Annotated in this window: 21 protein-coding genes and 1 pseudogene; 6 read left to right on the forward strand and 16 right to left on the reverse strand. The window is 65.8% G+C overall.

Annotated elements, in window-relative coordinates:
* Positions 1–42: 42 nt before the first annotated feature.
* From C795_RS0113800 to C795_RS0113815, 5 genes and pseudogenes are all read right to left on the reverse strand, one after another.
* Positions 43–2,022, reverse strand: a complete 1,980-nt coding sequence (locus C795_RS0113800) for a M28 family peptidase (protein ID WP_198008481.1) — start codon at positions 2,020–2,022, stop codon at positions 43–45.
* Entirely contained in the window at positions 1,937–2,485 is a 549-nt protein-coding gene (locus C795_RS17450) for a hypothetical protein (RefSeq protein ID WP_017794336.1), read from the reverse strand. Before C795_RS17450 ends, C795_RS0113800 begins: the two co-directional genes overlap by 86 nt.
* Positions 2,486–2,633: 148 nt before the next feature.
* Positions 2,634–3,431 carry an OST-HTH/LOTUS domain-containing protein gene (locus C795_RS17625; RefSeq protein WP_083879333.1) on the reverse strand — a complete coding sequence of 266 codons (798 nt, stop codon included), beginning with the start codon at positions 3,429–3,431 and terminating at the stop codon, positions 2,634–2,636.
* A gap of 24 nt (positions 3,432–3,455) precedes the next feature.
* A pseudogene (locus C795_RS16145) lies at positions 3,456–4,091 on the reverse strand (NYN domain-containing protein); the annotation flags it as partial.
* Positions 4,092–4,137: 46 nt separating this feature from the next.
* Complete coding sequence (locus tag C795_RS0113815; RefSeq protein ID WP_017794338.1) at positions 4,138–4,902, reverse strand: glycerophosphodiester phosphodiesterase family protein; 765 nt, start codon at positions 4,900–4,902, stop codon at positions 4,138–4,140.
* A gap of 66 nt (positions 4,903–4,968) precedes the next feature.
* On the opposite strand from C795_RS0113815, the gene C795_RS0113820 reads away from it, so the two are divergent.
* Positions 4,969–5,409, forward strand: coding sequence for a T3SS (YopN, CesT) and YbjN peptide-binding chaperone 1 (locus C795_RS0113820; protein WP_017794339.1), 441 nt, complete (start codon positions 4,969–4,971; stop codon positions 5,407–5,409).
* 15 nt (positions 5,410–5,424) lie between these two features.
* On the opposite strand, the gene C795_RS0113825 is transcribed toward C795_RS0113820, so the two are convergent.
* On the reverse strand, positions 5,425–6,009 hold the full coding sequence (locus tag C795_RS0113825) for a winged helix-turn-helix domain-containing protein (RefSeq protein WP_017794340.1): 585 nt from the start codon (positions 6,007–6,009) through the stop codon (positions 5,425–5,427).
* Between the two features lie 249 nt (positions 6,010–6,258).
* Here C795_RS0113825 and C795_RS0113835 point away from each other — a divergent pair, with 249 nt between their 5' ends.
* A complete protein-coding gene (locus tag C795_RS0113835) occupies positions 6,259–8,040 on the forward strand; it encodes an HNH endonuclease signature motif containing protein (protein WP_017794342.1) in 1,782 nt (593 codons plus the stop codon).
* Here the strand turns inward: C795_RS0113835 and C795_RS16150 are convergent.
* From C795_RS16150 to C795_RS0113875, 8 genes are all read right to left on the reverse strand, one after another.
* Positions 8,037–9,098, reverse strand: a complete 1,062-nt coding sequence (locus C795_RS16150) for a ribokinase (RefSeq protein WP_017794343.1) — start codon at positions 9,096–9,098, stop codon at positions 8,037–8,039. The two genes, C795_RS0113835 and C795_RS16150, sit on opposite strands and share 4 nt — an antisense overlap.
* Before the next feature lie 2 nt (positions 9,099–9,100).
* Positions 9,101–10,060, reverse strand: a complete 960-nt coding sequence (locus tag C795_RS0113845; RefSeq protein ID WP_017794344.1) for a nucleoside hydrolase — start codon at positions 10,058–10,060, stop codon at positions 9,101–9,103.
* Positions 10,061–10,062: 2 nt separating this feature from the next.
* The gene (locus C795_RS0113850; RefSeq protein ID WP_017794345.1) at positions 10,063–11,028 is read right to left on the reverse strand and encodes a nucleoside hydrolase; all 966 of its coding nucleotides are present in this window, start codon (positions 11,026–11,028) and stop codon (positions 10,063–10,065) included.
* Positions 11,025–12,068, reverse strand: coding sequence for a nucleoside hydrolase (locus tag C795_RS0113855; protein ID WP_017794346.1), 1,044 nt, complete (start codon positions 12,066–12,068; stop codon positions 11,025–11,027). The genes C795_RS0113850 and C795_RS0113855 overlap by 4 nt, the downstream gene beginning before the upstream one ends.
* Complete coding sequence (locus C795_RS0113860; protein ID WP_017794347.1) at positions 12,065–13,042, reverse strand: ABC transporter permease; 978 nt, start codon at positions 13,040–13,042, stop codon at positions 12,065–12,067. The genes C795_RS0113855 and C795_RS0113860 overlap by 4 nt, the downstream gene beginning before the upstream one ends.
* Positions 13,042–15,855, reverse strand: coding sequence for an ATP-binding cassette domain-containing protein (locus C795_RS17055; RefSeq protein WP_017794348.1), 2,814 nt, complete (start codon positions 15,853–15,855; stop codon positions 13,042–13,044). Before C795_RS17055 ends, C795_RS0113860 begins: the two co-directional genes overlap by 1 nt.
* A gap of 83 nt (positions 15,856–15,938) precedes the next feature.
* Complete coding sequence (locus C795_RS16160) at positions 15,939–16,997, reverse strand: BMP family lipoprotein (RefSeq protein WP_017794349.1); 1,059 nt, start codon at positions 16,995–16,997, stop codon at positions 15,939–15,941.
* Between the two features lie 79 nt (positions 16,998–17,076).
* A complete protein-coding gene (locus C795_RS0113875; RefSeq protein WP_033349846.1) occupies positions 17,077–18,129 on the reverse strand; it encodes a LacI family DNA-binding transcriptional regulator in 1,053 nt (350 codons plus the stop codon).
* A gap of 245 nt (positions 18,130–18,374) precedes the next feature.
* On the opposite strand from C795_RS0113875, the gene C795_RS0113880 reads away from it, so the two are divergent.
* Both C795_RS0113880 and C795_RS0113885 read left to right on the forward strand, forming a co-directional pair.
* Complete coding sequence (locus C795_RS0113880) at positions 18,375–19,304, forward strand: pseudouridine-5'-phosphate glycosidase (RefSeq protein WP_026139694.1); 930 nt, start codon at positions 18,375–18,377, stop codon at positions 19,302–19,304.
* Positions 19,301–20,218 (forward strand): carbohydrate kinase family protein, encoded by a 918-nt coding sequence (locus tag C795_RS0113885; protein ID WP_017794352.1) that lies wholly within the window; start codon positions 19,301–19,303, stop codon positions 20,216–20,218. Before C795_RS0113880 ends, C795_RS0113885 begins: the two co-directional genes overlap by 4 nt.
* On the opposite strand, the gene C795_RS0113890 is transcribed toward C795_RS0113885, so the two are convergent.
* Together C795_RS0113890 and C795_RS0113895 are read right to left on the reverse strand one after the other, a co-directional pair.
* On the reverse strand, positions 20,215–20,517 hold the full coding sequence (locus C795_RS0113890; RefSeq protein WP_017794353.1) for a helix-turn-helix domain-containing protein: 303 nt from the start codon (positions 20,515–20,517) through the stop codon (positions 20,215–20,217). The two genes, C795_RS0113885 and C795_RS0113890, sit on opposite strands and share 4 nt — an antisense overlap.
* A gap of 114 nt (positions 20,518–20,631) precedes the next feature.
* Positions 20,632–21,240: a 1-acyl-sn-glycerol-3-phosphate acyltransferase gene (locus C795_RS0113895; RefSeq protein ID WP_017794354.1), complete on the reverse strand. Its 609-nt coding sequence runs from the start codon at positions 21,238–21,240 to the stop codon at positions 20,632–20,634.
* A 118-nt stretch (positions 21,241–21,358) separates the two neighbouring features.
* Here C795_RS0113895 and C795_RS0113900 point away from each other — a divergent pair, with 118 nt between their 5' ends.
* The gene (locus tag C795_RS0113900) at positions 21,359–22,549 is read left to right on the forward strand and encodes an SPFH domain-containing protein (RefSeq protein ID WP_017794355.1); all 1,191 of its coding nucleotides are present in this window, start codon (positions 21,359–21,361) and stop codon (positions 22,547–22,549) included.
* A gap of 66 nt (positions 22,550–22,615) precedes the next feature.
* Entirely contained in the window at positions 22,616–24,001 is a 1,386-nt protein-coding gene (locus C795_RS0113905) for a TFIIB-type zinc ribbon-containing protein (RefSeq protein ID WP_026139696.1), read from the forward strand.
* The last annotated feature ends 20 nt before the right edge of the window (positions 24,002–24,021 follow it).

Below are 24,021 nucleotides of genomic sequence, written 5' to 3' on the forward strand. Positions count from 1 at the left end.
ACGAACCCCAAAGAAGACGACAACGGGCCGCATCTATATCGCCTAGATCCGGCGTCGTGTGCGCAGCGCGAGCAAGAGACCGCCCGCCGCGAGCATCGCACCCGCTGCCACGCCCACCGCGATCATCGGCGAACCGCCGGTATTCGACAGCGATGACCCTGTTTTTGTTCCGGGCGCCTCCGGCGTCGTCCCGGTCGTCGGCGCACCCGCAGCAAATTGCACAGCGACACCTGCACCGGTGTTCCCTGCTACGTCGACCGCCCGTAGCTGTACCGTTGTGGCTTCCTTGCCGAGCGAAACCTCGGCCGTGGAGGCGCCAGCACCCCGGTCACCAGCGCCTAGGTCTCCAGCACCTAGGTCTCCAGCGCCTACGAGTTGCTGCCACGTCTGGGCATCGCCGATCCGGAACTCGACGCGCGCAACACCCGAGGTCGCGTCCTGTGCCTCGAAGCTGATGTGCCCGCGCTGGGCCGCGGCCTGAGCCGTGAGCGTAGGGGCAACGGTGTCGATGTCGACCCGGCGCTGTGCGACCTCGCCAACGTTGCCAAAGTCGTCCGTCGCACGCGCCCGGACGGTGTGGCTACCGTCGGTCGTGAGTTCGACCGGGGCCGCGTAGGCTGCCCACGTCGCGCCGTCGAGCGAGAACTCGACCGCCGGTGCGTCGTCGGCGTTATCGGTGGCCTGCGCGGTCACGGCCACCGGTACTGCGCGGTGCCAACCCGATTCTTCCGCAGCAGCTGAACCCAGGCTCACCACAGGCGCCTCGGCATCGCGCTGGAGCTGGATCTTGACGGTGGGGTCGCCCGACATTTTGACGGCCTTGGCCGAACCGCGCGCACCGTCAGCTCCAACCGCGACGACGTCGCAGGTGGAAGCTGGAGTGTTGGTCACGACAGCACCCGCGGTGTCGGTGTCACCGGCGTCGCGCCAGCCAGCGTCGCCCTCGCAACTGAGCGCAATGCTCGCAGCCTCCGACGGCTGACCGACCTCGTCGGTCACCTCCACTGTGACTTCTTCGAGGGCCGCACGGAACACCGAACCACCGAGGATTCGGGCGGCAATTGCCATGCGCTCCTCAGACACAAACTCGAGGGTGTCCGTCGTCTGATGGTAGGCCGGCTCCAGCACGATATTTGAGCCGCCGGCCCAGAACATCCAACTGAATACGACCGCCGGAATGCCGACTTCATGGAATGACTGGTGATCGCTGCGGCCGACCTGGCCGATATGGAGATCGCCTTCGCCAGCGAGCTTCGAGACGATGTTGGCGAGCCAGAGCACCGGGTTGTCTTCCTTCTTCGCACCGTCAACGGTGAGCGCCCAGAAGCCAAACGGCTGGGCGGCCGTCCCCTCATAGCTGGTACCAGCCATGTCCATGTTCCAGGCGCCGACCGTGCGATCGCGCTCCGCCTGCGTCATCACGTTGGTTGCGTGGTGCTTCGAGCCCCGAATTCCTTGCTCTTCAGCGCCCCAAGCCCCCACACGCACCTCAGTGTCGAGCGAGTAGGAGGTCAAGATGCGTGCGAGTTCGAGCATGATGCTCGCGCCCGAACCGTTGTCACTCGCGCCGTGGCTGCCCACCACCGAGTCGATATGCGCGCCGATGTACACGATGGGCGCGTTGGGGTTGCCGTTCGCGGCCTTCCGCACCCCAATCACGTTTGTGCTCTCGTTCGCACCGGTCTGGGTCGTGATTGTGAGCGACAGCGGCCCATCCTTGAGCAGCGCACGCATGCGAGCGCCCTGGTTGACCGCCGATCCGACGACGACCATTCCCTGGGCTGCTGCTGGTACCGTGCCCGGGTTGGGCAGGGCCTCCGGGCTACTCATTCCTGCCACCTTCGTGAACACTACGGCGCTCACGCCAACTGCCGCCAGATCCTGCAGCAGTGCTGTCCGGGTGGCCACGGAGACATTCCAGTCGGCGAGCACAAACTTACCCGCGAGATCCGTGCGGGAATCGAGCCCGGTCAGGGTGCTGCCGATGTCGATCAGGTCTCCAGACACCGGGGGCGTCAGCACCGGTGAACACCGCATTGGATGCCGGCTTGAACTGCCAGCTCGCATAGCCCGGCTGGGTGCGACTCGGCGTCACGTCAGCGAACGTCTGCGGGGTGGCCGCAAATTTCTCACGTGAGGTGTCAAAACCGTACGATGTGAGCGTCGACTCGACATAGTCCGCAGCTGCGAGCTCCCCCGAGGTACCCGCCACTCGCGGGCCGATGGTGTCGGCAAAATGGACGTCGTGGTTCCAAATGTTCTGGGAGTTCACCGCGCCCAAAAATTCCTGTTGAAAACCGGGCAGGGTCGTGCCGTTCGAAATCGCCTCGACCGCGTCGATCGGTGCGAAGCTCTCGGCATGCGCGACCGTGCCCTGCAGCGCCAGTGGTAGCGCGAGCGCCGCCGCCGCGACTGCGATTAGTGGCCTGCACCGGCGACCTGCGGGTCGCGCGAGAGCACGTGAGTGCGCGTGCTGAATAGTCATGTAACCGGGGTGTCCTCGCTGACATCGTGCATGTGCCAGACCGTCATGGCACACCCGGTTGAGACTATCGAGTTTCGAGCCTTACGCGACAGGTGAGTGACGCTTTATTGCGAGGTCGTCGCCGTAGACGCCCCTCGCGCTAAGTGCGCTACTCCGACTGATCGCGCAGGCGCACGAGGCGCTCGTGGCCCGTCTCCTCTAGCTCGGCGATGTCGGATCGAGACTTCAAGAAGTCAGAAAACGACCGAAACCCGAGCGCCTTCTCGTTGAATGAAGGATCCATGCGGCGCATCTGCTGCTTCACCGCAGAGCTGTGGAGCCATTCGGAGTCGTCCTTTTCTTGGCCGAGCCACAGCGCACGAATCAGAAGACCCGTGATCTCGATGTCATTGTCATCAGAGTTCTCGTCGTCGCCGTCGAGGTCGTGATCAAACTCGATGTCGTCGTAGTCATCACCAAAGATGCTGTCGAGAAGGCTGTGGCGTGCCGGCTCGTTGGCCTCCGCGGCGGCTTCTGCAAGCTCTGCGGCGGTCGTGGCGTCAACAGCTGTCGCTGCGGCATTCGCAGTGGCGTCGCGCGATGCTCGCGCGGGCCTCCGGGACCGGGACTTTGCCGGGGCCACGCTCTCGGCCCCATCGGCGGACGTTGCAGCCGCCTCCTTCCCCGCTGACTCGTCGGGTCCGACCGCAGACGTCGAGGCGGCGGGCCCCGTCGAGACCGTTGAATCGCCTGACACCCCTGCTTCGGTGCGTGCGTTCTTGGCCGCTGAGGCTCGCCCACCCGCCCCGCGGGATCCGCGGCCACCCGCCGACTTCACGGGTGCTATCCCAGTGTCGGCAGCCACATCCTGCTTCGAGTACGCTGATGCTTCGGTCGAGGCGGCTCCGGCAGCATCGGCAGATCCAGCCGAACCTGCCTTCGCAGAAGCCTCAGCACTCACAGGCACCCCAGTACCCTCAGCAGCTGCAGTCGGCTCAGTCGCGGCCCTGCGGCCGCGCCCACCCCGACCCCCGCGCGCAGGGGCCTCCTCGCGCCGCGGCCGTTCCACTCCGGGCAGCGTGTCGTACGACGCGAACTCATCGCAGGCCGCCGTCAGCGACTTCGCGGTCGAGCCCGCGACTCCGATGCCGACGACGTATCGCCCGAGCCGCTTGCAGCGCTGTGCGAGCGGCACGTAGTCGGAGTCGCCACCCACAATTACCACGTGGGTCAGGTCGTCCAGCCGGAACATGTCTTCGACCGTGTCGACCGCGAGCCGAATATCGGCACCGTTCTTGGCGTAGGCGGCAGCGGGAAACAACTGCACCAGGTCAATGGCGCGGGCCACCAGCTGCGTGCGGTACTGCGCGTTGATTTGGGATGACCAGTCGGCGTACCCGCGGGTCAACACCAGGGTGCCAAACGACGAGGCATAGTCGATAATGGCCCCCACATCGATGGCCGCGGCCTCGAGCCGTGCCACGATTTCTGGGTCGTCCGGAGTCTCCGCGATCCGGTGCCGGTCGCGCCCGAACGAGTTTCGCCCGTGCACGCGGTCGTACCACGAGAGCACAATGTTGTCGAAGTCTAGATAGACCGCGACTCGGCCGTTCTGGTTGTCTGCCACACCCCTAGTGTGACAGGCCCCGCGCCCGACGCGCACACAATCGCGGTTATTGAGGCCGCAGAGCCTCAATCGCGAGATCGGCACGATCGGTCACGATGCCGTCAACGCCCATCGCGACGAGCTCGCGCATGCGATCCGGATCATTCACGGTCCACACGTGCACCTCGACGCCATGGCGATGCGCCGCCGCGATGAGGCGCGGCGTGAGCACCCGCAGCGGGCCCTGTCGCTCGGGAATCTGCAGCGCATCGAACCCACGCAGGGCCTTCGCGACCCCGAGGCCCAAGAGCAGCGAGGCTACGATCCGGATCACTCCCCGCTGCCCAGGGGAGGCCGCGGGCCGCCCCGGGGCAGCAGCCGCGAGGGCGCGTTCGCGGTATGTGTCGGAGAAACTCGTGACGAGCACGCGGTGCGCATGCTCGGCGAGGATGCGTCCCGCGGGATCGGCCGCCGCTAACGCCTTGATGTCGACGTTGAAGCGGGTCTCGGGGTACGCCGTGAGCGCCTCGTCGAGCGTGATGACTCCGCCGCGCGCGCGCATGATGCCGACCAGTTCGTCGAGTGTGACGTCGGCGACCTTGCGCGGGTCGCCAGTGACGCGCATGAGATCGGCGTCGTGAAACAGCACGACCCTGCCGTCGCGGGTGAGATGGCAGTCGGTCTCGACCATGTCGCAGCCCGCGCTGATGGCGGCCTCAATCGCGGCCCGGGAGTTTTCGACCTGACCGGCGTCGTGCATCGCTGGGGTCGTGAGTCCCCGGTGCGCGAGGATGCGGGGTCGGCGGGCCCCTGCGAGGTACGGGTGTGGCATGCCTTCAATACTGTCACCTCGATAGGCTGGTGGCTGGCCACTGGACCTTACAGAATCGAGCAAGACATGAACGACATCACCGCCCAGAAGGAACTCGTCAAGGCCCACATGGGTTCGCTGTTTGAAGGCGTGGAGATCGACACCGACGGTGATTTTTCAATTCGCTACGGCTCGAGCCGCGTATTCGTGCGTGTGCACGAGTTCGCAGAGAACTCGGCCCTCGCAATGGTCTTCTCCCCTGTGCTCACCAACGCCGAGAACACGGCCGAGCTGCGCGACTTCGTCGCGTTTGCCGGAGCCGACTATGTCTTTGGCAACTTCCTGCTCGTCGAGCGCGAGGGTACCAAGGTTGACCTGCTCATGAAGCACAACCTTCTGGCCGATCACCTTGAGGCCGACGAGCTCGGGTTCGTCGTCGCTGGCATCGCTTCGACCTGCGATGAGCTCGATTCCGAGCTCGCGGCCCGCTTTGGTGGCGAGGTATTCCACGCGGACGACGCGGAGTAATTTCCCCTGGGGTTACTAGGCATGAGCCTCCGCAGGGCCCCCGTGAGCTTTGGTTCTGATCGACCCGGTGCCGTTTTCGTCAATGCGCACCGGGTCGTTCGCGAGCATCGCCAGCCCCTTCGTCGTGATCATGAAGGATTCGAGCGACTCATTCCGCTTCGAGGCGTTCGGGGCATGCTGGGTCACTGCTGATTCAGATCCGGATCCGGACTGCTCAATGAATCCCATCTGCCGCAGCGTGGCGAGCGCCCAATGCACTCTCACCTCGAGCCGGTTCTCCCCCGAGCGCGTGTGCTGCTCAACCACGGCGGCACCGAGCTCAAACTCGTGCACGATCGCCTGAAGCGCATCGTGGGCCGAGCCCTCGCCCTTCGCAAGCAGACGCAGCACTGCCACGCGACAAATACTGATTGTGGGCATCCCGCCCCTGGTCGCGTCGCGGTGCGGCCCACCCCACCGTCGTTCGTCGTAGGTGATCGGCTCGCCGTAGTCGGGCGGATGCTCCCCCGCCTCATCTAGGTAGAGTCCCCCCACCACGGGTTCTTCGTGGTCGGATTCCTTCCCGGCGTGGCCACGCGATTCAGAATCTCGTCGGTTCATCACGGCCCTTCCTCTCACACGCCACTTCGGTGAGGCGCGAGCTTTCGTGGTGCCTCACTTCGACCATACGCCTGACTCGCGGTTGGCGACAGGGTGGGGACAGGATGGGCACTCAGGCTCCGCACCTCATTTGGGTGGCTCGGCTGAATTCGGTCTTGAATTCGGTCTTGAATTCGGTCCTGAATTCGGTCCTGAATTCGGTCTCATAAACCATTAGAACAAATGTTCGAATCGTGATAAAATGAGACCATGTCCAGCAACAACGCGGGCGCCCCTTTTGCCCCACTCCACCCCAGCCTTCAGGCCGCTTGGCCTGCCGGGTTTGGCTCGAGTGCCGCGGGATTGAGTGCCGCTGGTTCGAGTGCCGCGGGCCTGGTCACGCAAATGCAGGCGAGTCTCGCGGAGTGCGTCAGCCAGCTAGATGCTCAAGAGATCTCGTTCATGTCAGACGACGATCTCCTGTCACTCACCCACCAGTTCGAGAAGGCTGCTCATCTGCTCGATGCGCTGCTTGTTCGACTCTCGGGTGCGCTCGACGTTCGATCGGCACCACAACTCGAAGATTCCCTCGCGAAGAAGGCCGGGTGCCGCAACGTCACTGAGCTTCTGCAGCAACTTTCGCAGCGCCCCGCCTCCGCTATCGGCCGCCGACTCAAGATTGCTCGCGCCACGCGAGCAGAGGTGGGCATCTCAGGCTCGCCGCTTTCGCCGCGGTTCCCGGCGGTGGCGGCAGCGCTCGACGCAGGGCATCTGCCCGAGGACTCCGCATTTCAGATTATTCAAGCGCTCACGCGACTCCCCCACCACGTCGACCCGGAGCGCGTCTGGGTGGCGGAGCGCAGCATCGTCGCGCAGGCCGCCGGGTACCCATTTGACGATGCCGACGATGACACAGATCTTGATGCCGCCGACGATCAGTCCGCCGATGCCCCGCTTCCCCAAGACAGTGACACGGTTCGGCTCATTTGCGAGCGCTGGTGCGCATACCTTGACCAGGACGGCTCGGAGCCTGCCGAGGAAGAAGCGCTGGCGAATCGATACTTCAAGCTCGGCCGCGAGAAGAACGGGCTTGTGCCCGCGCACGGACTCCTCACCCCGGACACCGCGGCGCTCATGGGCAGCCTGTTCTCCTCGATCAATTCGCCGTTGACCAGCACCAATCTAGACGCGGGCGCGGGCGCGGGCGCGGGCGCGGATCAGTCTCGTGTTCGGTTCGTTGAATCCGGCCCCACGGCACTCCTCCCTGAGTCGGCCCAGGGAGATCCCAGCAGCGCGCTCAGCGACAGCAGCAGGTTTGCCCCCGAAATCCCGTCCGATGGCCGCTCCTACGGACAAAAGGTGCACGACGCCCTGCGCATCGTCGCCGAGATCGCGGCTCGAGCCGCGGAGACACCGCAGCTCGGCGGCGCCCCGGTCACGGTGCTCATTCAGACCACCCAGGAGGAGCTTACAGACAGCCTCCAGCGGGACCTCGAGCTGGCGGCGGAGTTCCCACTCGCCGCTAGCGTAAACACAGCCGCCAACACAGCGAGCAGTGGCGCTGCCGGCACCGCCTGGTTGCACGGCCACGATGGGCTCCCGACCCCCGTCAGCATGGCGGTAGCTCGCCACGGCATCTGCACCGGTGCCACCCAGCGCGTGATCACGGGGCCTCACGGCGAGATCCTCGGGATCGAGAGCCCCACGCGAACGTTTACGCCGCATCAGCGCCGGGCAATCACAGCGCGAGACGGCGGGTGCATCATTCCAGGCTGCACGGTTCCCGCGCTCTGGTGTGAGGTGCACCACGTCGTCGAATGGGCACAGGGCGGGCCAACGTCTACCGACAACGGGGTATTGCTCTGTTGGTACCACCATCGAAATATTGACAGCAACGACTGGCACATTCGCATGATGGAAGGGCTCCCCGAGGTGCTCGCCCCGCCATGGATCGATCCGCACCAGCTCTGGCGAAAGACGCGCCCACCGCTACGCACGAACCCGACGCGAGCGGGTGGCTCAAGCCGTCGGGTCCGTGCGAGATTCGGCTAGTTTGCGGCGGCCCCGCCCGCGATCTCAGACTCGCGTAATACAGTGCTTTCGTTCGCAATAAACGTCTCGATCTCCTCACGGTTCGCATACGACGACTGCGCGCCGACCCGCTGCACCGAAACCGCCGAAACCGCCGTAGCAAAACGAACGGCATCGGTCAGCGTCTCGCCAGCGGCAAGCTCACCCGCCACCGCTCCCACAAAAGCATCGCCTGCACCAGTGGTGTCGACCGCGCGCACCCGGTACGCCGGCACGGCTACCGAACCCGCGCGCTCCGCGACGATCGCACCGTCAGCACCGAGCGTCACCACGACCGACTGCGCACCGGCTTCCAGCAGGCGTTCGGCAAGTCGCCCGTAGATCTCGGCCTCGGGGTCGTCTGACGCCGCGCCCAGCACCTCCAGTGCCTCGTGCTCATTCACAATCAGCGGATCGCACAGCTCAAGCACCGAGCCCGGGAGCTGCACCGAGGGGGCCGCATTAAGCACGACGCGAGCGCCCGCCGAGCGCGCCTCAGCCGCAACATGCAACGCAGTCTCGAGGGGAATCTCGAGGCTCAGCACCACCACACGCGCGTCGCGCCACACACCGCCCGGACGCGCGTCATGACTTGCGGCACTGGCCGTAGCAGCGTCAGCATCGGCGTCAGCATCGGCGGCAGCACCAGCCCTTGCTTCCACGGTCGCCACGTCGAGCGCATGATTCGCACCGGGCGACACCACGATTGAGTTCTCACCATCGGGAGTCAGGAAAATGATGGCGGTGCCCGTGGGGCGATCCACCTGCGCCACGTGATCGACGTTCACCCCGGCAGCCGCGAGCTCCGACAGCAAGAACCCACCGTTCGCATCGGCACCCACGCACGCCACAAACGACACGTCGGCTCCACACCTGGCCGCCGCAGCTGCCTGATTCGCACCCTTGCCACCGGGCAACAGCGCGAGGTCACCGCCGAGCAGGGTCTCCCCGCCGCCGGGACGGCGCGGCACCTCCACGACTAGGTCGGCATTAGCGCTGCCGACGACCGCGACGCGGGCATTCCCCGCCACGTCAGGCACGACTACGCGCCCTGAAAGTCGGTGATCAGGCTCACCACGGTGTCGGCGATGGAGTCAGAGATCTCCATCAGCACGGTCGTGTGCGCGCCCTCCTGTTCGGGGTACCCGCGGTACTTGCCGCGCAGGTCGACGAGCGTCTGGCCATGTCCGGGACCGCCCGTCGTATCAACCTCCACGTTCACCACGGGGGCAAGCTGCACGTCGAGGTGCCCGGCCGCCGCCGCGACGGCGATCGAGTCGTGCATCGCACAGCTCCAGTCACCAAACACCATGTCGCGGTAAAACTCTCCGTAGAACTCGATGATGCGGCCCATGTACTGGCCAGCCGGGCCACCCGCCAACATCTGGTCGCGATGCTCGGCGGTGATCAGCACCTTCATGGTGACGTCGAGACCGGCCATCACGACGGGCCACTTCGCCGCGAACACGGCCTGTGCGGCCTCGGCGTCGTGCCAGATGTTGGCCTCGGCCACAAAGGACACGTTGCCCGGAGCCGACGCCGATCCACCCATCAATGACACGCCCGCCACGAGCTTTGGCAGCTCCGGATCGAGCGCGAGCGCCGTCGCGATGTTCGTGAGCGGGCCTACCGGTACGAGCCAGACCTCACCCGGGTGCTGTCGCACGATGTCGATGATCTGCTGCGCGGCTGTGGTCGGCTCGGCCGCGCGCACGGGCTCGGCGTCGCCTGCATTGCCCTGGCCGTCGTCACCGTGCACGTGGTACGCGTACTCCGTCGGCCCACCCAGCAGCGGCCCGGCTGCACCCTGCGCGACCGGCACCTCGCCACGGCCCACGATGTCGAGCACACGCAGCGTGTTGCGCGTACCGCGCTCCACCTCAACGTTGCCCCACACGGTTCCGACCGCGAGCAGGTCGATGTCGGGGTGCAGCGCCGCGTACATGATCGCCATCGTGTCATCGACACCGGTGTCACAGTCGAGGATCATTTTGGTCGCCATGTTTAGGCCTCCTTGAGCCGCTCATCGAGCGCGGCAATTCGTGTGTTCAATAGTGTTCTGAGGCGCGCCACGTCGACGCTTAGCGCGACGTCGCAGTTCGGCGCGTTGCCGCTGAGCCCCAGGTGGTCAACGACCGTCATGCCGCTCGTGAGCCGCCCGATGTTCTCGACATCGACGAAGAGCGAACGTGTCTCCAGGATATCGGGGTCGATGACTGCGGCGAGCGCGACGGCGTCGTGTTGCGCGGTGCCATCGCCTGACCGGTCCGTCGCGTAGTTCGCCATGATGTGTCCGACCATTTGCGCGCAGGGCCCGTCCGAGGCGAAGAGTGCGGGGAGGTGCGCCGGTCCGACGAGCGCGTGGTCGGTGACGTTGAGTCCCACCATGGTGATGGGGACCCCCGTCTCGCTCCCGAAGGCGAAGAGCCGGGCGGCCGCGTCGGGGTCGTAGTAAATGTTGAACTCCGCAGCGGGCGTCGTGTTGCCCGGCCTGTCGAGCGTGGCCCCTCCCATAATGACAAAGCGAGCAACTCTGGCAGCGGCGCGCGGAAAGTGCGTAATGAGTCCCGCAATATTGGTGAGCGGTCCGATCGCGGCCACGGTCACGGGCCGCTCACTCCCTTCGATGAGCCGAGCGAGCAGCGGGAGCGCGGGTTCGAGGATCCGTTCTGTCGCGGGCAACTCGTACCCACCCAGTCCGTTCTCACCGTGCACGTCCCAGGCGGGCAGCGTGTCTTGCCGCCACAGCGGCCCGGCTGCTCCAATCCCTATGGGCCCAGCAAACCCTACGAGGTCAGCGAGCGCCGCGAGGTTGGGGGCGGTCTTGTCGAGTCCCACGTTGCCGGCGACCGCGGTCATGCCCAGCACCTCCACCTCGGGGCTCGCCACGGCGAGCATGATGGCGAGCGCGTCATCGATCCCCGGGTCGGTATCAATAATGAGCGGGGTGCGTGCTTCGAGGCCGGTCATGATCGCGGCTCCGGATCATGCCCGGCGCCGGTGTTCCCGTCGCCCAGCTGGCGCACCGATTCCACAACGAGTGCCGCGAATCGTTCCCAGTTGAGCTCGGTGGCGACGAGTGTGCGCAGGTCGCTCATGCGCTCCGCGACCCCGGTTGAGTGCCTCATGCCCGGCTTGGTCTCGAAGTTCACGACGGTTTGGCCTTTGGTCCATTCCCCGTGGAGTTCGACACTGACGTGCGCTCGTTCCGTGCGCACGAGATCCGGATCAATGAGCATCGCGACGCAGCAGGCGTCGTGCACCGGGGGTGCCTCGAAGTCGAAGACCTCGCGGTAGGTCTTGCCAAAGAACTCCCAGATGTCGAGCATGAACTGGGCGACCTCCCGGCCGCGTTCGCCCGCTTCTTCCCCTGCCTGGCGCACCCGCTGCTGCAGCGCATCGGTGGCGAGTGCCTGGTGGGTGAGATCGAGGCCCACCATGACGACCTCCCATGCCCCGCGAAACACGACCTCGGCGGCCTCGGGATCGACGTAGATGTTGTACTCGGCGGCGGGGGTCACGTTGCCGCGTGTATAGGAGCCGCCCATCAGCACCACCTGCCGCACGCGGTCCACGATTTCTGGGGCCTTGCGCATGGCGAGCGCGATGTTCGTGAGCGGCCCCGTGGGTACGAGGGTGACCGTCCCGGGTTCGTGCGCCATGACCGTGTCGATGATCAGGTCGACCGCGTGGCGTGCGTCGAGCTGTCCGGTCACCTCGGGCAGCACCGGGCCATCCATGCCGCTGTTGCCGTGGATGTCTTCGGACACGATCTGCGGGGTCACGAGGGGCCGGTCGGCTCCCTGGGCGATCGGTACGTCGATGCCCGCGATCTGACACACAGCCTGTGCGTTGCGGGTGACGTTGTCGAGCGAGTGGTTCCCCGCCACCGTGGTGATCGCGAGCAGGTCGATGGCGGGGCTTCCCGCGGCGAGCAGGATCGCGATTGCGTCGTCGTGCCCCGGATCACAATCGAGGATGATTTTGCGGGCTGGGCTGGCGTTGGTCATGCTGTCACCGTCCCCACACCCGCATCCGAGGTTTCTCGGTCCTTTGCGGCGAGCGCCTTCTTCGTGCGGGCCTTGAGTGCCGAGCGCACTCGTACGGAGGCGAAGACCAGCGCGACGATCGTGATGATGTAGGGCACCGTCAGCGAGAGTGAGGAGTTCGCGCCGAGCAGACCGAGCCGATCGGCGAGCGCGTCGGCTGCACCGAAGATGAGGCAGGCGATCATCGTGCGGTACGGGCGCGCCAGCCCGAAGGTGAGCGCCGCGACGGCGATAAACCCGCGCGATGCCGTCATGCCCGAGGTGAAGGACCCGACAGTCGCCATCGCGAGCTGTGCGCCCGCGATACCCGAGAGCGCTCCCGAGATGAGGATCGAGATGAACTTCACGCGAAACACGTTGATGCCAGCAGCGACGGCGGCGGGCTCGTCCTCGCCCACCGCGCGCAGGTGCACTCCGTATCTCGTGCGGTACAGCACGTAGGAGTACACGGGCACCGCGATGATGGCGAACCACACGAGCAGGGTCTGGTTGTTCAGCGCGCTGCCGAGCACGGGGATGTCGCCGATCGGGCCGAGGTCGATCCGTGGCAGAATGGCCTTCACCTCGCCCGGGGTCGCTCCCGCATTGCCGTAGAGCACAGTGAGCATGAGCACCGTCAGGCCCACTGCGAGCAGGTTGATGCCGATACCGACGACGATGAAGTCGGCCTTGAACACGAGGGCCGCGACCGCGAAGATCACGGCCATGAAGAGGCCCGCACCCATTGCCGCGAGGATTCCGACGTAGGGGTTCGTGACGGATCCCACCGCGATGGCGGTAAATGCCCCGGTGAGCATCATGCCTTCGAGGCCGATGTTGAGGATGTTGCCGGTCTGTGTGAATGCGCCGCCGATGGCGGCCAGCAGAATCGGGGTGACCTTGAGCAGGATCACGCCGAGCATGCCGAGCGTGAAAATATTGCCGATGAGTTCCATCAGGCAGCGCTCCCCTCGAGTTTTTCAAACTTGGTGGTGTCTGCGAGCCCATTGCTTGCCGAGCCTCGCTTGAGTTTCTTCCAGTTCCACGCGATCGTGGCGGTGATCGCGATGATGATGAGGCCCTGGAGCACGTTGACGATCGGGAACGGAACCCCGATGGCTTGGATGCCGGTGGATCCGGCCATCATGGTCGCGTAGAACAGTGCTGCGACCATCGAAGCCCATGGGTTGAGCCGAGCGAGCAGCGCGACCGTGATGGCGAGGAATCCGAAGCCGGGCGAGAACTGCTGCAGGAACCTGCCGCCGTTCGGGCCGATCACATACAGCGCGCCGGCGAATCCTGCGACGGCGCCTGAGAGCACCATCACCTGGATCGACATGCGCTTCACCGAGACGCCCGTGTACTCGGCGAACCGGTTCATCTCGCCGAGCTGCTTGACCTTGAGCCCCCACGCCGAGCGGTTCAGCACGAGCGCGATGATCACGGCGACGACGATCGCGATGATCAGGTCGGGGCCGATGCCATAGGCCGCATCGAACATCGTGAGCCGCGCCTCGGGGGCGATCTTGGCCGAGCCTGCAATGCCGGCCGACTTGTCCTGGAACGGGCCCGTCACGAAGAAGTTCGTGATGAGCATCGCGACCTCGCTCAGGAGCAGCGTGGTGACGATGATGTCAACCCGCCAGAAGCCGTACAGCCAGCCGGGCAGGAGTCCCCACAGTGCACCCGCGAGCGTGCCGAAGCCGAGCACGAGGATGGTGAGGGTGAGGGGCGGGAGGTCGGTAAACGTAAACCCGGCGTAGGCGCCGAAGAAGGCGCCGAAGTACATTTGCCCCTCGGCACCAATGTTGAAGAAGCCGGCCCTGAACGAGACGATCGTCGCGGCCGACACAATGGCCAGCGGCACGAACATGGCGATGGTGTTCGCGACGCCGAAGGGGGTGCGCCACCCCGAGGTGAAGAGTTCGATGTACGCCTCGATCGGATTCTTACCGATTGCGAGAATCACGAAGGCGCCGATCACGAGTGCGACGAGCACGGCGAGCACGGGCTGCGCCGCCCCCGTAAACGCTCGAGTCGCGAGGTTCGCGAAGAACCTGGGCTGGCGATCGACGGGAATGGTGACGGCGGTCGTATCGAATTCGGGGCCCGCTACCGTGACGCTGTCGGTCACCAGCTGGGTCATCGCCTGCCCGGCACCCGAGGCCTCGAGCTCCTGCTGCACGCGCGCGTGCTCTGCTTCAGCCTCGGCCAGCGCCTCGGGCGTCGGGGTAGTGCCGGCCATCGCCAGGCCCACCGCGACCTCGCTCATGTTTTCCTGCGTGAACTCGGCCACCAGCTCCCCGCGGAACATCACGAACAGCCGGTCCGACAGGCTCATGACCTCGTTGAGGTCGGCCGAGACGAGCAGCACGCCCGCCCCGCGGTCGCGTGCCGCCACGATCGAGTTGTGCACGAACTCCATGGCTCCCACGTCGACGCCGCGGGTCGGTTGCGAGATCACGAGCAGATCGGGGTCCGCGCTGAACTCGCGCGCGATGATGACCTTCTGCATGTTGCCGCCCGACAGCTCACCGATCGCGGTGGCCGGTTCGGCTCCGCGCACGTCAAACTTGGCGATCAGCTTCTTTGCGTAATCGCGGGCACGTGCGAGCGACAGCCATCCGGCCCGGGTGAGCGGGGGCGATACGTCCTGGGGCGACAGATTGGTCGCGGCAATGTTCTCGGTAATGGAGAGCGCGGGCCCTGCCCCCTCGTCGTGCCGGTCCTCCGGTACGTAGGCAAGGCCAGCCTCGCGGCGGGCATGCACGCTCGCGCGCGTCATATCCTTGCCCGCGATCCGGATCGAGCCGCGCGGTACCTCGTGCATACCGGCGACCATGCCGGCCAGCTCGGATTGCCCGTTCCCCTCGACTCCGGCGATGCCTACGATTTCACCGCGGCGTACCGTGAGCGAGACGTTGTTGACGGCGATGATGCCGCGGGAGTCGACGGCTGACACCCCGTCGAGGTTGAGCACCTCGTCGACCGGGTGTGCCTCGGTGTGTTTGATGCGCAGCAGTACTTCGCGCCCGACCATCATAGTGGCGATGTCGGACTGGCTGAGGCCTGCCGCCAGCTGGGTCGCGATGTGTTTGCCATCGCGAATCACCGTGATGTCGTCGGCGACGGCGAGCACCTCCCCCAGCTTGTGTGAGATAAACACGACGGCACAGCCCTTGGCGGCGAGATCGTGCACGACGACAAAGAGCTCGTCGGCCTCTGCCGGGGTGAGCACGGCCGTGGGCTCGTCGAGAATGAGGAGCCGGGTGTCGTGCGACAGCGCCTTCAGGATTTCTACGCGCTGGCGTTCGCCCACCGAGAGGTCTTGCACGATCTCGGTCGGGTCGATTGCGAGCCCAAATCGTTCGGAGAGCTCGGTGACACGAGCGGCCATCGCCTGCTGGTCGAGTCTGCCGAGCGGGGTGGTGAGTTCCTTGCCGAGGAAGACGTTTGAGGCGACCGACAGGGAGGGCACAAGCTTAAAGTGTTGATGCACCATGCCGATACCGAGGGCGTCCGCCTGATTGGGGTCGTCTACGGTCACCGGAGTGCCGTCAAACAGGATCTGACCTGCGTTGGGCTGCAGGTTGCCCGAGATCATGTTCATCAGCGTCGTCTTGCCTGCGCCGTTCTCGCCCACGATCGCGTGTACGCGCCCCGGCCAGAACGAGACCGAGACATTTTCGTTGGCGATCTTCTCACCAAAGGTTTTCGTAATGCCCTTCAGCTCGAGGATCGGAGCGTTCGCTTTCACCGCGGTGTTCATGTGAGATCCATTCCCGTGAGTCCCTTCGGGGTGATTCGGGTGGTGGCCCCGTGAGGCCACCACCCGGTGAGGTACTGAGGCGGCTACTCGCTCGCCGTGGGCACCTCGATCTCGCCCGAGATCACCTTCTGCTTGTACTCCTCAATCTGGGCGATCATGTCGTCGGGCACGAGCCCACCGTTGTCGTCGAATGTGAGGCCGACGCCGTCGTTTGCCAGACCGTAGGCCGTGGTCTCGCCGAACTTGAGCTTGCCGTCCTTGGCATCATTGACCGCGAGCACGATCGAGTTGCCAATGTTCTTGAGCATCGATGCGAGGATGTGGCCCTCTTGCAGCGTGTTTTGGTTGCTGTCGACGCCAATGCCATACTTGTTGGCGTCCTTTGCGGCTTGCAACGCGCCCACGCCCGCGCCACCCGCGACCTGGAAGACGACGCCCGCGCCGTCGTCGAACATGCCCTTGCCGAGGTCGTAGCCCTTGGCCGAGTCGGCAAAGTCACCGACGTAGCTCACGAGCACCTCAATCTTGGGGTCGACCGATTCGACGCCCTTCTCGAATCCGACCACGAAGTCGTTAATGACCGGAATGTCCATGCCGCCGACGACACCGACCTTCGTGGATCCCTCGGCGAGCGGGAACGTGTCGGGGTTCGTCACCGCGAGGGCGGCAAGCACGCCCGCGAGGTACGAGCCCTCGTTCTGCTTGTAAACGATCGACGCCACATTGGGAGCCTCAACCACGGCGTCGTAGTAGACGTACTGCTGGTCAGGGAACTTCGGTGCGGCCTCGGCGAGGATGTCGGTCATCTGGGTGGTGCCCGTCACGACAATGTCCCAGTCGCCCGTCGACACCGACTCGAGGTTCGCCTTCCACTGGGCCGGGTTGTTGACGTCGGCCTGCAGCGTCTTCGTCTCGTTGCCTTCGCCCTTCAGCTCCTCGATGCCGCGCTCGGCGTCATCGAAGAAACCCTGGTCGCCCAGGTTGCCGTTGACCACGTTCGCGATCTTGAACGGGGCATCGCCGCCGGCGTCACCCGATCCGGCATCGCCTCCACCGCCAGAGCCACCGCCGCTGCAGCCCGAGAGGGCGAGCGCCGCGGTCGCGGCGAGAGCCAGGCCGCTGAGTAAGTGCTTCTTCTTCATGAGAACTCCTTTGTTCGTGTACTGATGTTCGTGTGCTGCTGAGGGTTGTGTGAGCCGGTGACCGCCGGTGAGAATGCTCCTAGGGCGGCCCGCACCCGCAGGTGTCGCGGCGCGTCAGTTCCGTCGGAAGCACGAGGTGCATCGCGGCCCGATCGCTCGCCGGATCGGCAATGATCCGGCCGAGCATGCCCACCGCTTCGGTGGCGAGCTGCGCGTAGGGCTGCGTTATCGTGGTGAGGCGGGGAGTCGTGTATTCGCTGAGTTTCGTGCCGTCGAACCCGACGATCGCGAGGTCTGCGCCCGGGGTTCGGCCGACATCCGCCACCGCGCGCAGCACGCCCATCGCCTGCATGTCGGAGGCGACGAAGATGGCGTCGACCGAGGGATCCCTGCGCAGCAGCTCCGTGGCCGCCGTGTACCCCGAGTCCACCGTGAACGCCCCGTAGCTGAGCAGCGGTGATACCGGCTGTGCCTCCCCGACCCGGGTTCCGGCGGCAACTCCTCCGCCCACGAGCCCCGCGTCAGCGAGCGCCTCGCTCCAGCCCCGGGCCCTGTCCCTCGCCGACGAGAGCTCAGCCCCGCCGGTGATGCAGGCGATCCGGCGCCGACCGTGCTCGACGAGGTGTTCCGTGGCGACGCGGGCGCCGCCGATGTTGTCGACGACCACGGAGGGAACATCGAGGCCCGGCGGCAGACGGTCAAGTGACACTGCGGGCATTCGCCGTTTGCTGATCTCACGCCAACCCTCTTCGAAGCCGGCCCCGAACACGGCGATCACGCCGTCGACCTGGCGATCCCGAAACGCGCGCAGGTACCCGAGCTCTCGGCCGGCATCGTCGGCCCCGTTGCCCAGCAGCACCACCAGGTTCGACGCGAGGGCGGCGTCCTCGACCGCAGAGGCGAGCTCGGCGAAGTAGGGGTTCGACGAGTCGGGGATGAGGAGCCCCAGCGTGTGCGAGCGGGAGGTCGCCAGGCTGCGAGCGAGCGCATTGGGACGGTAGTCGAGCTCGAGAATGGCCGCTTCAACACGCAACCGCGTCTCGTCTGACACCGGATGGGAACCGTTGAGCACATACGACACCACGGCGGGGCTGACTCCAGCCCTGCGCGCAACGTCTACTCGTCCCACCATCTGATTCACGTCCTTGTGTTCTGATGCTCGGCGGTCAGCGGTGACCACCGTCCCGAAACCCGGGTTTCGTGTGTCGTCAAGTATCGCCACGACACACCCTGACGTAAACCCCACCAACAAGCTTCGTGACCGAGTTGTGATGAACGGCGCCACGCAAACACCACTTGCCCGGCGCGGGTTTTGCGGCGTATGGTGGCCGCACGCGTCATCGCAACGGTGCGATCGCTTGGAAAGGCAACCCCAACATGTCTCAAGGTCTGCTACACGTGTCAGATGAAGTGCGTGACGCCGTCGCCGCGGGCAAGCCCGTGCTCGCCCTCGAGTCCACGATTTTCACGCACGGCCTGCCACGCCCGCACAACGAAGAGCTGGCCCTCGCAACCGAGCAACAGGTGCGCGAGGCGGGAGTCGTGCCGGCCACCATCGGGGTCGTCGAGGGGCGCCCGACCGTGGGGCTGTCGAGCGATGAGATCGTGCAGCTCTCACGTGATGACTCGGCGGTGAAGGCGAGCCTGCGCGACCTGCCCATTGTCGCGGGCAAACGACTGAGCGCAGGCACCACCGTCGCCGCCACTGGTTACTTGGCGCACCTCGCGGGGGTGCGAGTGTTCTCGACCGGCGGGCTGGGCGGGGTACATCGCGGCGCCGAGACCAGCTTCGACGAGTCAGCCGACCTCGGTACGCTTGCAACGCTGCCCATCGTGGTCGTCAGCGCGGGCGTTAAATCGATTCTCGATATCGGGCTCACGCTCGAGCGATTGGAAACCCTCAACCTCGCGGTGGTCGGATATCGCACCACCCACTACCCCGGGTTTTACGTCGCTGATTCGGGATATAACCTCGAGTATTCGGCGGACTCACCGAGCGAGGTCGCGCGCATGGCCGAGGCCCGCGATGCGCTCCACATCAATTCGACCCTGCTCGTGGCGAACCCGGTCCCCGAGTCCGAGCAGCTCGACCCCGAGATGCACGACGCGATCCTCGCGCAGGCCTGGGCCGAGGCCGAGAACCGGGGCATCGCGGGCAACGACACGACCCCGTTCCTGCTCGACTACATCGCGACACACACGCAGGGCGAGAGCATGCGCGCGAACCTCGCCGCGTATCGCGGCAATGTTGCGCTTGGCGCCCTGATCGCGGCCGAGCTCACGGGCGGCGCGGGCGGGCGGCCGTGACCCAGCATCCCGGCGCGCCAACCTCCACAGCATCAGTTCCCACCGTGGGAGTCGCGGGTGACCTCGTTGAGGACGTCATCGTGTGGCTCGGCGGCGAGGTCGCCTACGGCACCGACACCCCCTCGCAGATCTTTCGCGTGCGCGGCGGCAGTGCAGCCAACGTGGCCCACGCACTCGCCGTGCACGACTGCGGTTCACGCCTCATCACTCGCGTCGGGAGCGATGCGGTGGGCGACGGACTCGTGCGCGATCTCGCCGACTCGGGGGTCGACGTGCGGGCTCAACGCGGCGAGCGCAGCGACACGATCGTGATTCTGATTGACGCCTCTGGCGAGCGCACCATGATGCCGGATCGCTCAACCGCCCGCGCGGTAACCCCGTTCGATCCTTTGTGGCTCGACGGGCTCGACTGGCTCCACGTGCCGCTCTACGGCTTCGACTCGACGCGCGAATCGGCGGTGTTTGAACGGCTCTGCGCGCAGGCCACGGCGCGAGGCATTCCGCTGAGCGTTGACGTGTCGTCGGTCGGCCTCATTCGGGGGATGGGGCGCGGGCGGGTGCTCGATTTGCTGCGCCGCATTGCCCCGACCGTGCTGTTCGCCAACGCCGAGGAGGCCGAGGTGCTCGGTCTCGAGGGTGGATCCGCGCCGCCGCGCGCATGCACCTGGGTGGTGAAGCGGGGCGGGGACCCGATACTGCTGCGCACGGCTTCGGCAACCCGGGAGGTGCCGGTGCCGCGCGTGCCCGAGATCATTGACACGACGGGCGCGGGCGACCACTTCGCGGCGGGCTTCTTGGCGGCGTACGCCCGGGATCCGGATCCGGTCGCTGCTGCGCTCGCGGGTTCACACGCCGCAGCCCATATTCTCGCGATCCCGGGGGCGCACGCCCCCGGGCCGGTCAGCGCCGGTTAGTTTCGGTACGTGATGCCGCGCACGATCTGGCTCACGGCCTGCTGGCTCGTGCCGAACTCGGCGGCGAGCGCGGTCTGCGACTCACCAGCGGCGTGACGCTGCCGGATCGACTCAGCCTGCTCGGTGGTGAGCGCGCGCGTCGCCACGGGCGTCGCGCCCGTCGTGCGTCCCCGCCGCACCGAATCGATCGTGTAGACCGAGACGCCGAAGGCCGCGGCGAGCGCGGCGCGGCCTTCTCCGGCTTGTGACCGGGCGAGAATGTCGGCGACCTGGTCCTGTGTGAGCGCGGGCGCTGCCATGTTCGTTACTCCTTGAGTGTGGGTTAGCGCCAGCAGTCGTTCGCTGCGGCGGCCGTCTGAAACTTGATCGCGGCGACCTGAGGCTCCGGCGCCTCTTTTTACCCTACTCGGGCGTTAGTCAGTCTGTGCGAGCAGCCGAGTCAGCCCCGGCTCGTCATGCAGCCGAGGTTCGGTTCGGAGCTCGGGTCGCACGCCCGCCTTGTCGCGATAGAACTCGCGGATCAGGTTCATGTCGGCCTCGACGTCGCCCGTGAGGTGGAGCGTGGGGCCGAGCCCTGCGGTGCGGGTGGTGCGGTCGACGAAGCCGAGGCTGACCGGGAGCTCGGCCGCATATGCAATGCGATAGAAGCCGCTGCGCCATCCCGACCCCCGTCGGGTGCCCTCCGGCGTCACGACCAACATAAACTGCGGATCGGCTCGCACCCGCGCCACGACCTGATCTACAACGCGCTCGGGGTGCGCGCGGTTGACCGCGATGCCTCCCAGCGCTCGCATCACGGGGCCAGCAATCCACCGAAACAGTTCCTGCTTACCGAGCCAGTGAATGCGGAGCCGGGCATCCCAGGCGATCGCGAGCATGAACACGAAGTCAAGGTTCGACGTGTGCGGCGCTCCGAGGAGGATGCGCGGCCCGGTGACCGCGGGAGCCTCGCGCTGGAGGCGCCACTTCGAGAGCCGCCAAAATAGGCGGGCGATGCTGTGCCGGATCCCTGTCATGAGCATGACAGCCACTCTATGCCGCTCAGCAGTTGCACCCTGTTGCAATACCCCCGGGTGACGCTAGGCTGGTGTACAGGAATCCTTTGGCCGAGAATCGGCCGAAGCACTGCAAGGGGGCATCATGGGATTCATCCAGGCATTTACCGGCGCCGTGGGCGGCATGCTCGCAGACCAGTGGCTTGATTTTCTACTGCCGCCAGAGAACTTGGCCCCGACTGCGGCTCTCTTTCCCGCCGTCGCGAAGGGTCAGAACGCGGGGCGCGGGTCCAATACCCGCGGATCAGAGAACATCATCACGAACGGTTCGAAGATCATCGTGCCCGAGGGCTACGCCCTCATGACGTTTCAGGACGGCCAGCTCACCGGTTTCATTGCTGACCCGGGCGGGTACGAGTATCGCCCCGATGACCCCCAGTCACAGTCGATGTTCGCGGGCGACGGTTTCGTTGCCCCCGTGGTTAAGCAGTCTTGGGAGCGCTTCAAGTTTGGTGGCCAGCCGGCAGCGCAGCAGCTCGGCTTCTACGTCAGCCTCAAGGAACTTCCTAACAACCGCTTTGGCACCCAGTCCGAAATTTACTGGGATGACGCGTTTCTCGGCACGCAGGTGGGCGCACTCACGCGCGGCAGCTATACGGCCCGCATCGTCGACCCGATCCTGTTCGTCAAGCAGTTCGTGCCCTACACCTACTACAGCGCCGATGCGCGGATCTTTGATTTCACGGATCTCGATAACGACGCTGCCGCCCAGCTGTTCAACGAGGTCGTGTCGTCGCTCGCGCCCGCCTTCTCCGCCTATACGAATGATCCCACCAAGGGCAACCGTATGGCCCGCATCCAGAGCGACTCGCTCGGATTCGCACAGTCGCTTTCGGCGGCGGTTGAGGCTGGGTATCAGTGGCGCTCAACGCGAGGGCTCGAGATCGTCAGTGTCGCCATTCAGGCGGTCGAGTATGACGAAGATACCCGCAAGCTGCTGAGCGATGTGAAGAAGGCCGATGCGCTTTCGGGCAATCGCGGCGGGTCGTTCCTGCAGCAGTCGGTGGCGCGCGGCTTTGAGGCCGCGGGCGAGGGGGGCGGCGGCAACATGGCCATGATGGGCATGGGGCTCGGCATGACGGGCCAGGCGCTGAACTTCCAGCAGCAGCAACCCCCGGCCGCGGCTCCCGCCGCAACCCAGACTGAGGCGGCAGCAGCACCGGCAGCGGCCGAGGATCCGGTCGCGAAGCTCGCCCAGTACAAGCAGATGCTCGATCAGGGGCTCATCACCGCCGAAGATTTCGAGGCGGCCAAAAAGAAGACGCTCGGGCTGTAAGCCGCACGCGGTCACGCCCGCGGGTAATTGCCCGCGGGCGACACGTCAAGGTTTCAGGGGTGAAGCATGAACGATAACGCCACCTGGGGCGATCCTGGGGCACAGGCACCTCCGCCCCAGCCGCAGCAGCCACAGCCACAGCCACAGCCACAGCCAGGCTTTGATCCGGCGCAGCCGCCCATCGATCCGACGCAACAGCAGGCCCCAGGCCAGTCACCGATCCCGCACCAGCCAACGACCCCGGATCAGTTCCCACCGCCGCAGTTTGAGGAGCCGGACGGGCCCGCCTACATCGATACCTCGAGCGGCAAGAGCGATGGCCTCGATAAATGCCCCCGCTGCGGATCCACGGAGATTTCCCTGCGCACCCAAACTGGCATGCTGACCTGCCACTTCTGTCGCTATGAGTGGCACGAGGCCCGCATTGATGAGGCGTTCGCGCTCAACTCCCCCATCGGCGACCTGCGCGGGCGCGTCATCGGCACGGGCGCCGGCACCATTTCCGAGGACGTATCCGAGGTGCTCACGCTACGGTGCGGGGCCTGCGGGGCCGAGGTTGTCGTGAACACGGGCGAGGCGATGCAGGCGCGCTGCCACTGGTGCCGCAACACGCTCTCCGCCTCGGAGCAACTCCCCAACGGCGCGGTGCCCGACGGCGTGCTGCCCTTTAGTGTGACGCGCGAAACGGCCATTGAAAACATCTCCGCGTTCGTCAAGAGCCGCAAGTTCTTCGCGCATCCCGCCTTCGTGCGCGGGTTCGAACCGACCGAGGTGGTGGGCGTCTACCTGCCCTACCTGGTGGTCGACGCGAACGCGCATGCCGAGTTGCACGGTGAAGCCGAGATCGAGACCGGCCGCCGCAGGGTGTCGCGGGGCGACAACGACTCGGTGACCCTGTACGACGCCGACGTGTACGACATGAGCCGCAGTTTCGATCTACTCGTTGACGATCTGGTGCTCGAGTCTTCGTCCGAGCGCGCAGACATGTCCATGTTTCGCAACACCAACAATGTGATCAACGCGATTCAGCCCTTCGACATCGACGCCACCGTCGCATACAACGCGAACTATCTGCGAGGGTTCACCTCGGAGAAGCGCAACCTCGACGTCGACGGCATCATGCCCCGGGCCGCCGACGCGACCCTCTCAATCGCCCGCGTGCGGGCGGGCGAGGCTGCGCAGGCCTATGACCGTGGCATTCGCTGGTACCGCGAGGAGCTCACTGTGCACGGCACCCGCTGGGTCTCCGTGTACCTACCGGTATGGCTGTACAGCTACTACCAGCCCCGCGGAGGCGCCGGCCAGGGCCTCGTCCACTACGTCGCGGTGAACGGTCGCACCGGCGAGACGATGGGCAGCGTCCCCATTCGCCAGGGGCGACTGATCGGCATTTCGGTGGCGATTGGCATCGTGGGCACCGTGCTCGGCGGCCTCGCCAGCATCTTCATGTAACCAACTACCTGTGTAGCGGA

Source organism: Leucobacter salsicius M1-8 (assembly GCF_000350525.1).
GTDB lineage: Bacteria > Actinomycetota > Actinomycetes > Actinomycetales > Microbacteriaceae > Leucobacter > Leucobacter salsicius.